Source organism: Tepidiphilus sp. HLB4 (assembly GCF_054823945.1).
In genome coordinates this window covers 1-15,246 of record NZ_JSYB01000017.1, presented here as the reverse complement: position 1 = coordinate 15,246, position 15,246 = coordinate 1, and the positions used below count along the sequence as shown (strand labels likewise).

The 15,246-nt window shown below is 63.8% G+C and carries 12 protein-coding genes and 1 tRNA gene; all 13 read right to left on the bottom strand.

Annotated elements, in window-relative coordinates:
* Nucleotides 1-67: 67 nt before the first annotated feature.
* Nucleotides 68-2,164: an elongation factor G gene (fusA, locus tag OA56_RS04285; protein ID WP_055424380.1), complete on the bottom strand. Its 2,097-nt coding sequence runs from the start codon at nucleotides 2,162-2,164 to the stop codon at nucleotides 68-70.
* A gap of 96 nt (nucleotides 2,165-2,260) precedes the next feature.
* The gene (gene rpsG, locus OA56_RS04280; RefSeq protein WP_055424381.1) at nucleotides 2,261-2,731 is read right to left on the bottom strand and encodes a 30S ribosomal protein S7; all 471 of its coding nucleotides are present in this window, start codon (nucleotides 2,729-2,731) and stop codon (nucleotides 2,261-2,263) included.
* Between the two features lie 39 nt (nucleotides 2,732-2,770).
* Nucleotides 2,771-3,148 (bottom strand): 30S ribosomal protein S12, encoded by a 378-nt coding sequence (rpsL, locus tag OA56_RS04275; protein WP_028873837.1) that lies wholly within the window; start codon nucleotides 3,146-3,148, stop codon nucleotides 2,771-2,773.
* Between the two features lie 108 nt (nucleotides 3,149-3,256).
* Complete coding sequence (gene rpoC / locus OA56_RS04270; protein ID WP_055424382.1) at nucleotides 3,257-7,453, bottom strand: DNA-directed RNA polymerase subunit beta'; 4,197 nt, start codon at nucleotides 7,451-7,453, stop codon at nucleotides 3,257-3,259.
* Between the two features lie 34 nt (nucleotides 7,454-7,487).
* Nucleotides 7,488-11,627, bottom strand: a complete 4,140-nt coding sequence (gene rpoB, locus OA56_RS04265; RefSeq protein WP_141056731.1) for a DNA-directed RNA polymerase subunit beta — start codon at nucleotides 11,625-11,627, stop codon at nucleotides 7,488-7,490.
* Between the two features lie 142 nt (nucleotides 11,628-11,769).
* On the bottom strand, nucleotides 11,770-12,156 hold the full coding sequence (rplL, locus tag OA56_RS04260; protein ID WP_055424384.1) for a 50S ribosomal protein L7/L12: 387 nt from the start codon (nucleotides 12,154-12,156) through the stop codon (nucleotides 11,770-11,772).
* Nucleotides 12,157-12,206: 50 nt separating this feature from the next.
* Nucleotides 12,207-12,731 carry a 50S ribosomal protein L10 gene (gene rplJ / locus OA56_RS04255; RefSeq protein ID WP_055424385.1) on the bottom strand — a complete coding sequence of 175 codons (525 nt, stop codon included), beginning with the start codon at nucleotides 12,729-12,731 and terminating at the stop codon, nucleotides 12,207-12,209.
* Nucleotides 12,732-12,940: 209 nt separating this feature from the next.
* The gene (gene rplA / locus OA56_RS04250) at nucleotides 12,941-13,639 is read right to left on the bottom strand and encodes a 50S ribosomal protein L1 (protein ID WP_461583663.1); all 699 of its coding nucleotides are present in this window, start codon (nucleotides 13,637-13,639) and stop codon (nucleotides 12,941-12,943) included.
* 1 nt (nucleotide 13,640) lies between these two features.
* A complete protein-coding gene (gene rplK / locus OA56_RS04245) occupies nucleotides 13,641-14,072 on the bottom strand; it encodes a 50S ribosomal protein L11 (RefSeq protein WP_055424387.1) in 432 nt (143 codons plus the stop codon).
* A 77-nt stretch (nucleotides 14,073-14,149) separates the two neighbouring features.
* Entirely contained in the window at nucleotides 14,150-14,683 is a 534-nt protein-coding gene (gene nusG / locus OA56_RS04240; protein WP_141056730.1) for a transcription termination/antitermination protein NusG, read from the bottom strand.
* Entirely contained in the window at nucleotides 14,683-15,030 is a 348-nt protein-coding gene (secE, locus tag OA56_RS04235; protein ID WP_055424389.1) for a preprotein translocase subunit SecE, read from the bottom strand. Before secE ends, nusG begins: the two co-directional genes overlap by 1 nt.
* Before the next feature lie 28 nt (nucleotides 15,031-15,058).
* Nucleotides 15,059-15,134, bottom strand: a tRNA-Trp gene (locus OA56_RS04230).
* 42 nt (nucleotides 15,135-15,176) lie between these two features.
* A partial coding sequence (locus OA56_RS04225) for an EF-Tu C-terminal domain-related protein (protein ID WP_209223782.1) occupies nucleotides 15,177-15,246 on the bottom strand: 70 nt, incomplete at its 5' end.

The following is a 15,246-nucleotide window of genomic DNA, read 5'->3' as shown; positions in this document are numbered from 1 at the left end:
CTTCGTGCGCTCAAACTTCGCTTTTGCCATCGTATTTCCCCTTGCAAACGTGATAAAGAAAAACCGCTCACTTCCGGCTGTTGATCACCGCCTCGGCCACTGACTTGGGCGCTTCGGCGTAGTGCTTGAACTCCATCGTATAGGTGGCGCGACCCTGCGTGAGCGAGCGCAGCTGGGTGGCATAGCCGAACATCTCGGCCAGAGGCACCTCGGCGCGGATCGACTTGATCCCTCCGGCAAGGTCTTCCATGCCGAGGATCACACCGCGACGCCCGGAGAGATCGCCCATGACGTTGCCCATGAACTCCTCCGGAGTCTCGACTTCCACCGCCATGATGGGTTCGAGCAAGACCGGATTGGCTTTTTTCATCCCTTCCTTGAAGGCGATGGAACCCGCCATCTTGAAGGCGTTCTCGTTGGAGTCGACTTCGTGGTACGAACCGTCGAAGAGCGTCACCTTGACGTCGACCACCGGGAAGCCGGCGAGCACCCCGCTTTGCAGCGCTTCCTGCACCCCCTTATCGACGGCCGGGATGTATTCGCGGGGCACCACGCCGCCCTTGATGGCGTCGATGAACTCATAGCCCTTGCCCGGTTCGTTCGGCTCGATGCGCAGCCAGACGTGACCGTACTGACCACGACCGCCGGTCTGCTTGACGAACTTGCCTTCCTGCTCGACCGACTTGCGGATGGTCTCGCGGTAGGCCACCTGAGGCGCGCCGACGTTGCACTCGACGTTGAACTCGCGGCGCATGCGATCGACGATGATCTCCAGGTGCAGCTCGCCCATGCCGGAGATGATGGTCTGGCCGGATTCTTCATCGGTGCGCACGCGGAAAGAGGGGTCTTCCATCGCCAGGCGCTGCAGCGCGATCCCCATCTTTTCCTGGTCGCTCTTGGTCTTGGGTTCGACGGCGACGTGGATCACCGGCTCGGGGAAGACCATGGATTCGAGCTTGATCGGGGCGCTCGGATCGCACAAGGTCTCGCCGGTGGTGACTTCTTTCAGTCCCACGGCGGCGGCGATGTCGCCGGCGAGCACTTCCTTGATTTCGTTGCGCTCGTTGGCGTGCATCTGCAGCAGGCGGCCGATGCGCTCCTTTTTGTTCTTGTTGGCGTTGAGCACCGTGTCGCCGGAGTTGAGCGTACCGGAATAGACGCGCAGGAAGGTGAGCTGGCCGACGAAGGGATCGGTCATCAGCTTGAAGGCGAGCGCGCAGAACTTCTCGTCGTCGGCGGCACGGCGCTCGACGACGTTGCCGTCGGGATCGGTCCCCTGCACCGGAGGAATGTCGACCGGAGAGGGCAGGAATTCGATCACGGCGTCGAGCATGCGCTGCACGCCCTTGTTCTTGAAGGCCGAGCCGCACAGCATGGGCTGGATCTCGGTGGCGATGGTGCGCAGACGCAGCCCCTGGACGATCTTGGCCTCGGGCAGATCGCCGTTTTCGAGGTACTCGTTCATGAGCTCCTCGCTCGCCTCGGCGGCCGCCTCGACCATCTTCTCACGCCACTCCTGCGCCTGATCCTTCAGCTCGGCCGGGATGTCGCGGTATTCGAACTTGGTGCCTTGGGAAGCCTCGTCCCAGATGATCGCCTTCATCTTGATGAGGTCGACCACGCCGGCGAACGAATCCTCGGCACCGATGGGGATCACGATGGGCACGGGGTTCGCCTTGAGGCGAGTGCGCATCTGATCGTAGACCTTGAAGAAATTGGCCCCCTGGCGGTCCATCTTGTTGACGAAGGCCAGGCGCGGCACTTTGTACTTGGTGGCCTGACGCCAGACGGTTTCGGACTGGGGTTGCACGCCGCCTACCGCGCAGTAGACCATGCAGGCCCCGTCGAGCACGCGCATCGAGCGCTCGACTTCGATGGTGAAGTCGACGTGGCCCGGCGTGTCGATGATGTTGAAGCGGTGCTCGGGGAATTGCATGTCCATGCCGCGCCAGAAGCAGGTGGTCGCGGCGGAAGTGATGGTAATGCCCCGCTCTTGTTCCTGCTCCATCCAGTCCATCGTCGCGGCGCCTTCGTGCACTTCGCCGATCTTGTGATTGACCCCGGTGTAGAACAGGATGCGTTCGGTGGTCGTGGTTTTACCGGCGTCGATGTGCGCCGAGATACCGATGTTACGGTAGCGTTCGATGGGTGTTTTGCGTGCCACGTCGTTTTTCCCGCCAAGAGTTCCAGAATGTCGTTCGCCAGAAACACGAAATGCGGGCAAGCCCGGAGAAGGGCTTCCCGCGCAGTGCGCCTGCGATCAGTAACGGTAATGCGCAAACGCCTTGTTGGCCTCGGCCATGCGGTGCACTTCCTCGCGTTTCTTCATGGCCGCGCCGCGCCCTTCGGAGGCTTCGAGCAGCTCGTTGGCCAGGCGCTGCGCCATGGACTTCTCGGAGCGCTTGCGCGCGGCATCGCGCAGCCAGCGCATCGACAGCGCCAGACGGCGGGAAGGACGCACCTCGACCGGGACCTGGTAGTTGGCCCCGCCCACGCGGCGGCTCTTGACCTCGACCACCGGCTTGACGTTTTCGATTGCGGCAGCGAAGACTTGCACGGGATCTTTGCCCGTCTTGGCGGCGATCGCCTCGAAAGCGCCATAGACGATGCGCTCGGCCACCGACTTCTTGCCGGAGACCATGATGACGTTGATGAATTTGGAGACGTTCTGGTTGCCGAATTTCGGATCCGGCAGAATCTCGCGTTTGGGTACTTCACGACGACGGGGCATTTCGACCTCTCGTGATTTCTAGGTGACGTTTCGAATCGATCAGGCTTTCTTGGGCCGCTTCGCGCCGTATTTCGAACGGGCCTGTTTGCGATCCTTGACGCCCTGCAGATCGAGCGAACCACGGACGATGTGGTAACGCACACCCGGGAGGTCCTTGACCCGACCGCCGCGGATCAGCACGACCGAGTGCTCTTGCAGATTGTGCCCTTCCCCGCCGATGTAAGCGATGACTTCGTAGCCGTTGGTGAGCCGCACCTTGGCGACCTTACGCAGGGCCGAGTTCGGTTTCTTCGGCGTGGTGGTATAAACACGGGTACAAACACCCCGCTTCTGCGGGCAGGATTCCAGTGCAGGGACCTTGCTCTTCTCCCGCACCCGGGTGCGCGGCTTGCGCACGAGCTGGTTGATCGTCGGCATAGTTCGTTCCTTCGTTGGCGATTCGGCGACCCGACTACGATTGGCCGGTTCGATAAACGCGCGATGTTAACTTGAAAAGGGGTGCGCGTCAAGCGCACCCCGTCCGAATCAGGCTTCGGCCTCAGGAGTGGCAGAAGCCGTGGTGATTTGGGCCCAGGCGCTCTCGGCCGACTGCAGCTGGGTGCGCTGACGCCGCGCCCGATGATGCGCCAGACCCGTCCCCGCCGGAATGAGCCGCCCGACGATGACGTTCTCCTTGAGCCCACGCAGCTCGTCGCGCTTGCCCATGATCGCGGCTTCGGTGAGCACCCGGGTGGTCTCCTGGAAGGAGGCCGCCGAGATGAAGGAGTCGGTAGACAACGACGCCTTGGTGATGCCGAGCAGAACGTTCTCGAAGCGCGCCGGGATCTTGCCCTCTTTCTCCAGGCGGGCGTTTTCGATCAGCACGTCCGAGCGTTCGACCTGCTCCTCGCGCAGGAAGCGGCTGTCGCCCGGATCCGTGATGACGACGCGACGCAGCATCTGCCGCACGATCACCTCGATGTGCTTGTCGTTGATCTTCACACCCTGCAGGCGATAGACGTCCTGCACCTCGTCGATGATGTAGCGCGCGAGTGCCTCGATTCCTTGCAGGCGCAGGATGTCGTGCGGATCGACCGGCCCATCGACGATGATCTCGCCGCGGTTGACCACCTGGCCGTCGTGCACCAGCAGATGCTTTTCCTTGGGAATGAGGAACTCGTGCGTGGTGCCGTCCGGTTCGGTGATGATGAGCCGTTGTTTGCCCTTGGTTTCCTTGCCGAAGGAGACGGTCCCAGTGTATTCGGCAAGCATTCCGGCGTCCTTGGGCGAGCGGGCCTCGAAGAGTTCGGCCACGCGCGGCAGACCACCGGTGATGTCACGCGTCTTGGCCGATTCCTGCGGGATACGGGCGAGCACTTCACCCACGCCCACGTGCTGGCCTTCGCGCACCGTGATGATGGCCCCCACCGGGAAACTGAGGGTGAAGGGATGCTCGGTACCGGGGATGAGCACGTCGTTGCCCGCCTCGTCCTGCAGGCGGATCTGCGGCCGGCCGATCTTGGCGCTGCTGCCGCGCTGCTTGGCGTCGATCACCACCAGGGTGGACAGGCCGGTGACTTCGTCGACCTGCTTGGCGACCGTGACGCCTTCTTCGACGTTGTCGAAACGCACCGTGCCGGCGTATTCGCTGATGATCGGACGGGTGTGCGGATCCCAGGAGGCGAGCTTGACGCCGGCCTTCACCGCCTGTCCGTCATCGACGTGCAGCGTCGCACCATAAGGAACCTTGTGGCGCTCGCGCTCGCGGCCGGCATCGTCGAGGATCAGCACTTCGGCCGAGCGGGCGATGACGATCTTTTCCCCCCGCTCGTTGACCACGTAGCGCATGTTGGGCGAGAAACGCACCGTGCCGCCCGACTTGGCTTCCACCCCCGAGACTGCGGCCGCCCGCGAGGCGGCCCCGCCCACGTGGAAGGTCCGCATGGTGAGCTGCGTGCCCGGCTCGCCGATCGACTGCGCGGCGATGACGCCGATCGCCTCGCCGACGTTGACCAGCCCGCCGCGGCCGAGGTCGCGCCCGTAGCACTTGGCGCACACCCCGAAGTGAGTGTGGCAGGTGAGCGGGCTGCGTACCTTGACTTCGTCGATCCCCTTCTCGTCGATGAGCGCCACGAGTTTCTCGTCGAGCAGAGTGCCGGCCTCGATGAGCGTGGCCTGCGTGTCGGGATCGATGATGTCGTCGGCGGCCACGCGCCCGAGGATGCGGTCGCGCAGCGGCTCGATGACCTCGCCCCCTTCGATGAGGGCTTTCATCGCGAAGCCTTCGTGCGTGCCGCAGTCGTCTTCGGTGACGACCAGATCCTGCGTGACGTCGACCAGGCGCCGCGTGAGGTAGCCCGAGTTGGCAGTTTTCAGCGCCGTGTCGGCCAGGCCCTTGCGCGCGCCGTGCGTGGAGATGAAGTATTGCAGGACGTTGAGGCCCTCGCGGAAGTTGGTGGTGATGGGCGTCTCGATGATCGAGCCGTCGGGTTTGGCCATGAGACCCCGCATCCCGGCCAGCTGCCGGATCTGAGCAGCGGAACCCCGCGCCCCCGAGTCGGCCATCATGTAGATGGAGTTGAAGGACTCCTGCTCGATCACCTCGCCCTCTTCGGTGACGATCTTCTCCTTGGCGAGCTGCTCCATCATCGCCTTGGCCACCAGATCGGCCGCCCGGCCCCAGATGTCGACCACCTTGTTGTAGCGCTCGGCCGCCGTCACCAGACCCGAGGCGTACTGCTGGGCGATCTCCTTGACCTCTTCCTCGGCCTTGCGGATGATCTCCTCTTTCTGCGGTGGGACGAGCAGGTCCTTGATGGCGATGGAGATGCCGCCGCGGGTGGCGAGCCGATAACCGGTCGTCATCAGCTTGTCGGCGAAGATCACCGTGGCTTTGAGCCCGCAGTTGCGGTAGGCGTGGTTGATGAGCTTGGAGATGGTCTTCTTCTTGAGCGGCTGGTCGATGAGCTCGAACGGCAGGCCGGCAGGCAGGATCTCGGAGAGGATCGCCCGGCCCACGGTGGTCTCGCGCCGCGTGATGCGCTCGACGGGCTCGCCGTCGGGCCCGAGGTCGTACTCCTTGATACGCACGGTGACGCGCGCATGCAGCGATACCTGCCCCATCTCTAAGGCGCGCTTGACTTCGCCCACGTCGGCGAACATCATGCCGCTGCCCTTGGCCACGGCGGATTCGCGCGTGGCGTAATAAAGCCCCAGCACGATGTCCTGCGACGGGACGATGATGGGCTCACCGTTGGCCGGCGAGAGCACGTTGTTGGAGGCGAGCATGAGGGTGCGCGCCTCGAGCTGGGCTTCGAGCGACAGCGGCACGTGCACGGCCATCTGGTCGCCGTCGAAGTCGGCGTTGAACGCCGTACACACCAGCGGGTGCAGCTGGATCGCCTTGCCCTCGATGAGCACCGGCTCGAAGGCCTGGATGCCCAGGCGGTGCAGGGTCGGCGCCCGGTTGAGCAGCACCGGGTGCTCGTAGATCACCTCTTCGAGGATGTCCCAGACCACCGGCTCCTGGTTCTCCACCATCTTCTTGGCCTGCTTGATGGTGGTGGCGTAGCCGAGTTTCTCCAGCCGGTTGAAGATGAAGGGCTTGAAGAGCTCGAGCGCCATGAGCTTGGGCAGGCCGCACTGGTGCAGCTTCAGCTGCGGACCGACGACGATGACCGAACGGCCGGAGTAATCCACCCGCTTGCCGAGCAGGTTCTGGCGGAAACGCCCGCCCTTGCCCTTGATCATGTCGGCGAGCGACTTGAGCGGCCGCTTGTTGGGGCCGGTCATCGCCTTGCCGCGCCGGCCGTTGTCGAGCAGCGAATCGACCGCCTCCTGCAGCATGCGCTTCTCGTTGCACACGATGATGTCGGGTGCCTTGAGTTCGAGCAGGCGCTTGAGTCGGTTGTTACGGTTGATGACGCGGCGGTAGAGATCGTTGAGATCCGAGGTGGCGAAGCGCCCGCCGTCGAGCGGCACGAGCGGACGCAGATCGGGCGGCAGCACGGGCAGCACCTCGAGGATCATCCACTCAGGGCGCATTCCGGTCTTGTTGAAGGCTTCCAGCACCTTGAGCCGCTTGCTGATCTTCTTGATCTTGGCATCCGAGCCGGTGGTTTCGAGCTCGCCGCGCAGCTTCTCGATCTCGCGCTTGATGTCGAGCGTGCGCAGGAGTTCGCGGATGGCCTCGGCCCCCATCATGGCCACGAAATCGTCGCCGTACTCCTCGAAGGCCGCGTGGTACTGCTCTTCGGTCATGAGCTGGCCGCGGTTGAGCGGCGTGAGCCCCGGCTCGATGACGACGTAGGCCTCGAAGTAGAGGATGCGCTCGATGTCGCGCAGCGTCATGTCGAGCACCAGCCCGAGGCGGCTCGGCAGGCTCTTCAGGAACCAGATGTGAGAGACGGGCGATGCGAGCTCGATGTGCCCCATACGCTCGCGGCGAACGCGCGACACGGTCACCTCGACGCCGCACTTCTCGCAGATCACGCCGCGGTACTTGAGCCGCTTGTACTTGCCGCACAGGCACTCGTAGTCCTTGATCGGGCCGAAGATCTTGGCGCAGAAGAGGCCGTCGCGCTCGGGCTTGAAGGTGCGGTAGTTGATGGTCTCGGGCTTCTTGACTTCGCCATAGGACCACGAGCGGATCTTCTCCGGCGAAGCGAGCCGGATGGTGATCGCATCGAACTCGTTTTCCTGCGGCAGCGACTGTTTGAACAGATCGGCGAGCAAGCTAGTCATGGATGAATTCTCCTGGCGGAATAGAGCCGCCTGATCAATAGCGTTCCAGATCGATGTCGAGCGCGAGCGAGCGGATTTCCTTCAACAGCACGTTGAAGGATTCGGGCATGCCGGCGATGATGCGGTGCTCGCCCTTGACGATGCTCTCGTAGACCTTGGTGCGGCCGACCACGTCGTCGGACTTGACGGTGAGCATCTCTTGCAGGGTGTATGCCGCGCCGTAGGCTTCCAGCGCCCAGACCTCCATCTCGCCGAAGCGCTGACCGCCGAACTGCGCCTTGCCGCCGAGCGGCTGCTGCGTCACCAGCGAGTACGGACCGGTGGAGCGCGCGTGCATCTTGTCGTCGACGAGGTGGTGCAGCTTCAGCATGTGCTTGTAGCCCACCGTGACGGGGCGCTCGAAAGGTTCGCCCGTCTGGCCGTCGTAGAGCGTGACCTGCTCGGTTCCCTCGATGCCGGCGAGCCGGAACATGGCGGCGATGTCCTCTTCCGCCGCCCCCTCGAAAACGGGCGAGGCAAAAGGCACGCCTTTTTCGAGGTTGCGCGCCATCTCGAGGAGTTCCTCGTCGCTGAGCTCGCCGAGCGCCTCGCTGTGGCCGCGCTCGTTGTAGATTTTCTCGAGGAAGTCGCGCACTTCCTGCACCGCCGCCTGACGGCGCAGCATCTCGCCGATGCGCTCGCCCAGCGCCCGGGCGGCACGGCCGAGATGGGTTTCGAGGATCTGGCCGATGTTCATGCGCGAGGGCACGCCCAAGGGGTTCAGGACGATGTCGACGGGGCGCCCGTCGGCCATGAACGGCATGTCCTCGACCGGAACGATCTTGGAGACCACGCCTTTGTTGCCGTGACGGCCGGCCATCTTGTCGCCAGGCTGCAGACGGCGCTTGACGGCGAGATAGACTTTGACCATCTTGAGCACACCCGGGGGCAGCTCGTCGCCCTGGGTGAGCTTGCGCCGCTTGTGCTCGAAGGCTTCGTCGAAGGCCTTGCGCATTTTCTCCAGGCCCTCGCGCACGGCTTCGAGCTGGGCAGCGAGCGTCTCGTCCTCGACGCGGATGTCGAACCACTGATGCGGTTCGATCGCATCGAGATAGGCCTCGTCGATCACGCTGCCTTTGGCCAGACGCTTGGGACCGCCGTTGGCCTTCTGGCCGACGAGCAGACGGCGCACGCGCTGGAAGGCATCGCGCTCGAAGATGCGCATCTGGTCGTTGAGGTCCTTGCGATAGGCCCGCAGCTGGTCGTCGATGATGGACTGCGCCCGCTTGTCGCGCTCGATGCCTTCGCGGGTGAAAACGAGCACGTCGATGACGGTGCCGCTCATGCCGGTGGGCACACGCAGCGAGGAGTCCTTCACGTCGGAAGCTTTCTCGCCGAAGATCGCCCGCAGCAGTTTTTCTTCCGGCGTGAGCTGGGCCTCGCCCTTGGGCGTGACCTTACCCACCAGCACGTCGCCCGCCTTGACCTCGGCGCCGATGTGGATGATGCCGGATTCGTCGAGCCGGCCAAGCTGCGCTTCGCCAAGGGAGGCGATGTCGCGTGTGATCTCCTCGGGTCCGAGCTTGGTGTCGCGCGCCACGACCGTGAGCTCCTCGATGTGGATCGAGGTGAAGCGATCCTCGGCCACCACGCGCTCGGAGATGAGGATGGAGTCCTCGAAGTTGTAGCCGTTCCAGGGCATGAAGGCCACGAGCACGTTCTGCCCCAGGGCGAGCTCACCGAGGTCGGTAGAGGCACCGTCGGCGATGATGTCGCCGGAAGCGATCACGTCGCCCTTGCGCACGATGGGCCGCTGGCTGATGTTGGTGTTCTGGTTGGAGCGCGTGAATTTGGTGAGGTTGTAGATGTCGACCCCGACTTCGCCCGGAGAGGTTTCGTCGTCATGCACGCGCACGACGATGCGCTTGGCGTCGACGTAATCGACCACGCCGCCGCGGCGCGCGCGCACGACCGTGCCGGAGTCGGCCGCGGCGATGCGCTCCATGCCGGTACCCACCAGGGGTTTTTCCGGGCGCAGGCAGGGCACGGCCTGGCGCTGCATGTTCGCGCCCATGAGCGCCCGGTTGGCGTCGTCGTGCTCGAGGAAGGGGATGAGAGAGGCAGCCACCGAGACGATCTGCTGCGGCGCCACGTCCATCAACTGCACCTGCTCCGGCGGCACCATGACGAATTCGCCTCTCTGCCGGCAGGAGACGAGTGCACCGGTGAGCCGGCCTTCGGCGTCGACTTCCGAGTTCGCCTGGGCGATGACGTAGGAACCTTCCTCGATGGCCGACATATAGACCACTTCATTGGTGACCCGCCCGTCGATCACCTTGCGGTACGGCGTCTCGATGAAGCCGTACTTGTTGGTTCGGGCATAGACCGCCAGCGAGTTGATGAGGCCGATATTGGGGCCTTCTGGGGTCTCGATCGGGCACAGGCGCCCATAGTGGGTGGGGTGCACGTCGCGCACTTCGAACCCTGCACGCTCGCGCGTCAAACCGCCGGGGCCGAGCGCCGAGACGCGCCGCTTGTGCGTGATCTCGGAGAGCGGGTTCGTCTGGTCCATGAACTGGGAGAGCTGGCTCGAACCGAAGAACTCCTTGATCGCCGCCGAAATGGGCTTGGCGTTGATGAGGTCGTGCGGCATGAGGTTTTCGGCCTCGGCCTGCACCAGACGCTCCTTGACGGCGCGCTCGACTCGGGCGAGCCCGGCACGGAACTGGTTCTCCGCCAGTTCCCCGACGCAGCGCACGCGGCGGTTGCCGAGGTGGTCGATGTCGTCGACCTCGCCGTGACCATTGCGCAGCTCGACGAGGAGCGCGATCACGGCGATGAGGTCTTCATTGTCCAGCGTCCCCTTGCCCTCTGCACCCCTGGGACCGACACGCTCGAAGAAACGCTTGATCCAGTCGGGCGAATTGGGATCGAGCTGCTCGAGCGGCGGATAGGCGCGGCTGTTGAACTTCATGCGCCCCACCGCCGAGAGATCGTAGCGATCGGGCGAATAGAAGAGTCCCTGGAAGAGGTTTTCGACCGCCTCCTCGGTGGGCGGCTCGCCGGGGCGCATCATGCGGTAGATCGCCACCTTGGCCGACCAGGCGTCGGTGGTGTCGTCCAGCCGCAGGGTCTGGGAGATGTAAGGGCCGCGGTCGAGGTCGTTGACGAGCAGGGTCTGGAATCCCTTGAGCGAGGATTGGCGCAGGCGCTCGACCACCTCTTCGGTGATCTCGTCGTTGGCGTGCGCAATGATCTCGCCGGTTTCAGGGTCGACCAGTTCCCGCGCGATGATGCGCCCCAGCAGGAATTCGTCGTCGACCTCCACTTCCTCGATGCCCGCGCGCTTGAGATCGCGCACGTTCTTGGCATTGATGCGCTTGTCTTTGGCAATGATGACATTGCCCTCGGCGTCGCGAATCTCGAAGCGCGCGATCTCACCCTTGAGCCGTTCGGGCACGATGCGGTAGAAGAAGCGGCCGTTTTCGATGCGGAAGTCTTCGAAATCGTGGAAGGTCTCGAGGATCTGTTCCGTGGTCATGCCGATGGCGCGCAGCAGCACCGTGACCGGCATCTTGCGCCGCCGGTCGATGCGGAAGTAGAGGCAGTCCTTCGGGTCGAACTCGAAGTCGATCCAGGAGCCACGGTAGGGGATGATGCGCGCCGAGAAAAGGAGCTTGCCGGAGGAGTGGGTCTTGCCCTTGTCGTGCTCGAAGAAGACGCCGGGCGAGCGGTGCAGTTGCGAGACGATGACGCGTTCGGTTCCGTTGATGATGAAAGAGCCGTTCTCGGTCATGAGCGGGATCTCGCCCATGAACACTTCCTGCTCCTTCACTTCCTTGACCGTTTCGTAGTTGGTGGCCCGGTCGAGCAGCACCAGGCGCACGCGCGCGCGCAGCGGAACGCAGTACGTGAGCCCTCGCAGCTGGCATTCCTTGACGTCGAACACCGGTTCGCCAAGGAAATATTGGACGAATTCGAGGCGGGCGTTGCCGGTGACGCTGACGATGGGGAAAATGGACTGGAACGCGGCCTGCAGCCCCTTGTTTTCACGCTGCTCGGGCGGCACCCCGAGCTGAAGGAATTCGGCGTAGGAATCGACCTGGGTAGCCAGCAAAAACGGGACATCCAAAATGGGCTTGCGCTTGGCAAAGCTCTTGCGGATGCGTTTCCTTTCGGTGTAAGAGTACGCCATGAGTGCTCCAGGCAATGTCGGACGTGGGGGAGAAAACGGGACTCAGCCCGCCAGCGACGGGCTCGGTGCCGTTTTCTCGAGGCACAAGCGCGAAAAGGCTGACGCCCAAGGGGCGCCAGCCTCCAGCACGGCTTCGAGGCGATTACTTGATTTCGACCTTGGCACCGGCGGCTTCGAGCTCTTTCTTGAGTTTTTCGGCTTCGTCTTTGGAGATACCTTCCTTGACGGGCTTGGGCGCACCGTCGACCAGATCCTTGGCTTCCTTGAGGCCAAGGCCCGTGGCCGCGCGCACGATCTTGATGACCTCGACTTTCTTCGCGCCGGCTTCTTGCAGGATCACGTCGAACTCGGTCTTCTCTTCGGCAGCCGGCGCGGCAGCGGCGCCGCCAGCGGCCGGAGCAGCCGCCACGGCCACGGCGGCCGCGGCGGAGACGCCGAATTTCTCTTCCATCGCCTTGATGAGCTCGGAGAGTTCGAGCACCGACATGCTGGCGATCGCGTCGAGGATTTCTTCTTTCGTCAAAGCCATGATTCACTCCTGATAGGTTTCGCCCGGGAGGCAAAAGGGTTACGAAGGGGTCAAGCGGTCTCTTTCGCGTCGCGCACCGCGGCGAGCGTGCGCACGAACTTGCTGGGCACCTCGTTGAGCGTGCGCACGAACTTGGCGATCGGCGCCTGCAGCGTACCGACCAAGGTGGCGAGCAGCTCTTCGCGGCTCGGCATGGACGCCAGGGCTTTCACTCCCGCCGCATCGAGCGGGTAGTTGGGCATGGCGCCGCCCTTGATCACGAGCTTTTCGGCGTCTTTCGCAAAGTCGAACAACACCTTGGCGCAGGCCACCGGATCCTTGGCGATGCCATAGATCAGGGGGCCGACGAGGCGATCGGCAAGGCACTCGAAGGGAGTGCCAGCGAGCGCCCGGCGCACCAGGGTGTTCTTCAGCACGCGCAGGTAAACGCCGGATTGGCGTGCCCGCTTGCGCAGCTCGGTGATTTGCGCGACTTCGAGACCACGGTACTCGGCGACGATGATCGCCCCCGCCCCGGCCACCTGGGCCGCGACTTCGGCGACTATCGCCTTCTTCTCGTCGAGATTGAGTCCCACGGTCTACTCCTACGGTTACTGCACCCCGTTTCCGGGATGCGCCACGGCGACCTTCATCAGGAGCGGTTCCGGCAAACCGGAAAGTTCCTGCTTCGGGTGACGCCATCTGCGCTGGGCGCATCGCAACGATGCGTTTGAGGCGAAAACCCCCAGCGGTCTTTGACAACCCGCCGCGACGGCGAACCGCCGCGACGGCCCAAAGTTCTTTTTTACGCCTGCACGGCCGAGGCCGGGTCGACCTTGATGCCCACCCCCATGGTGCTCGAGACGGCGAGCTTGCGCAGGTAGGATCCTTTCACCGCCGCCGGCTTGGCCTTCAGGAGGGCATCGACGAGCGCCTTGGCGTTCTGCTCGAGCGCCTCCACGGCAAAGGAGGCGCGCCCGATGGAGGCGTGCACGATGCCGTATTTGTCGGTGCGGAACTGAACTTGGCCCGCCTTGGCATTCTTCACTGCGGTGGCGACGTCGGGCGTGACGGTACCGACTTTCGGGTTGGGCATGAGCCCGCGCGGACCGAGGATCTGGCCGAGCTGGCCGACCACACGCATGGCGTCGGGCGAGGCGATGCACACGTCGAAGTCGATCTTGCCCGCTTTGACCTGTTCGGCGAGATCTTCCATGCCGACGAGATCGGCTCCGGCGGCCTTGGCTTCCTCGGCCTTGGGCCCTTGGGCGAAGACGGCCACGCGCACCGACTTGCCGGTCCCGGCGGGCAGCACGACGGCGCCGCGCACCACCTGGTCGGATTTGCGCGGATCGACGCCCAGATTGACGGCGATGTCGATCGACTCGTCGAACTTGGCCAGCGCCGTCTCCTTGGCAAGCGCGAGCGCCTCGCTCAGGGAATAGGCGCGGTTGCGATCGACCTTCTCTTTGATGGCACGCATGCGTTTGCTGAGCTTGGCCATGTCACACCCCCTCCACAGTCACGCCCATGCTGCGCGCAGAGCCGGCGATGGTGCGCACCGCCGCATCCATGTCCGCCGCGGTGAGGTCCGGCATCTTGGTCTTGGCAATCTCTTCGAGCTGGGCCCGAGTGATCTTGCCGACCTTGTCGACGTGCGGCTTGGCCGAACCCTTCTGGATGCCGACGGCCTTCTTGATGAGGATGGTGGCCGGCGGGGTCTTCAAGATGAACGTGAAGGACTTGTCCGAATAGGCGGTGATGATCACCGGAATCGGCAAGCCCGGCTCCATGCCCTGCGTGCGGGCGTTGAAGGCCTTGCAGAATTCCATGATGTTGAGGCCGCGCTGGCCGAGCGCGGGGCCGATCGGGGGGCTGGGGTTGGCCTTGCCCGCCGGCACTTGCAGTTTGATATAGCCGACGATTTTCTTCGCCATGAATGATGACTCCTAAATGTGAGTGCAAACGCCGCCCATTTGGGCGGCTCCTCGGGGTGCGGCGGTGCCGCGATCTCTCAGGTCTTCTCGACCTGAGAAAATTCCAGTTGAACCGGGGTGGCGCGGCCGAAGATGGTCACGGCCACCGTCAGGCGGCTGCGATCGTAGTCCACCTCTTCCACCGTGCCCATGAAATCCGCAAAAGGCCCTTCTTTGATGCGCACCACCTCGCCCGGCTCGAAGACGATGCGCGGACGCGGTTTCTCGCCGCCCTCCTGCATCTGCTGCAGGATTTTCTCGACGTCGCGCTCGGGGATGGGGGCAGGCTTGGTGGGCGTACCGCCGACGAACCCGGACACCTTGGGCAAGGATCTGACCAGATGCCAGGTGTCGTCGTTCATCTCCATTTCGACGAGCACGTAGCCGGGATAGAACTTGCGCTCGGTCTCGGTCTTCTGGCCAGAGCGCATCTCGACGACTTTTTCCACGGGCACGAGGATGCGGCCAAAGAGGTCTTCCATGCCGGCGCGCTTGATCCGCTCCTGCAGGGCCTTTTGCACCTGTTTTTCATAGCCCGCATGGGCCTGTACGACATACCAGCGCTTGGCCATCACTTCCACCCGAGGATCAAGTCGTACAAGACCCACTCCAGGGTCTTGTCGGTCAGCCACAAGAAAAGCGCCATCGTCGTGACGAAGGCAAACACGACCAACGTGGATTGGATCGTCTCCTTGCGCGACGGCCAGGCGACCTTACGCACCTCGGCGAGCGTACCGCGCCAGAACTCGAGGAAACGCGCCCCCGCAGGAGTGGCGAAAAGCACGACGGCGGCCGCGGCGAGCGTACCGGCGATGACGACCGCGGCCCGCGCGACGAGCGGCCATTCGCCGAAAACGTAGTAGCCGGCGATGCCGGCCGCAAGCAGCAGCAGCGCGATCAGATATTTGAGACGATCCATGGATCCGGGTTGTCCGTCGAAGAAATGATGGCAGGGGCAGAGGGAATCGAACCCCCAACCTTCGGTTTTGGAGACCGACGCTCTGCCAATTGAGCTATGCCCCTGCGGCCGCCGGAACGAATCCCGGCGGGGTTAAGACCGGATACTTACTCGATGATCTTGGAGACGACGCCGGCACCGACGGTGCGGCCGCCTTCACGGATGGCGAAGCGCAAG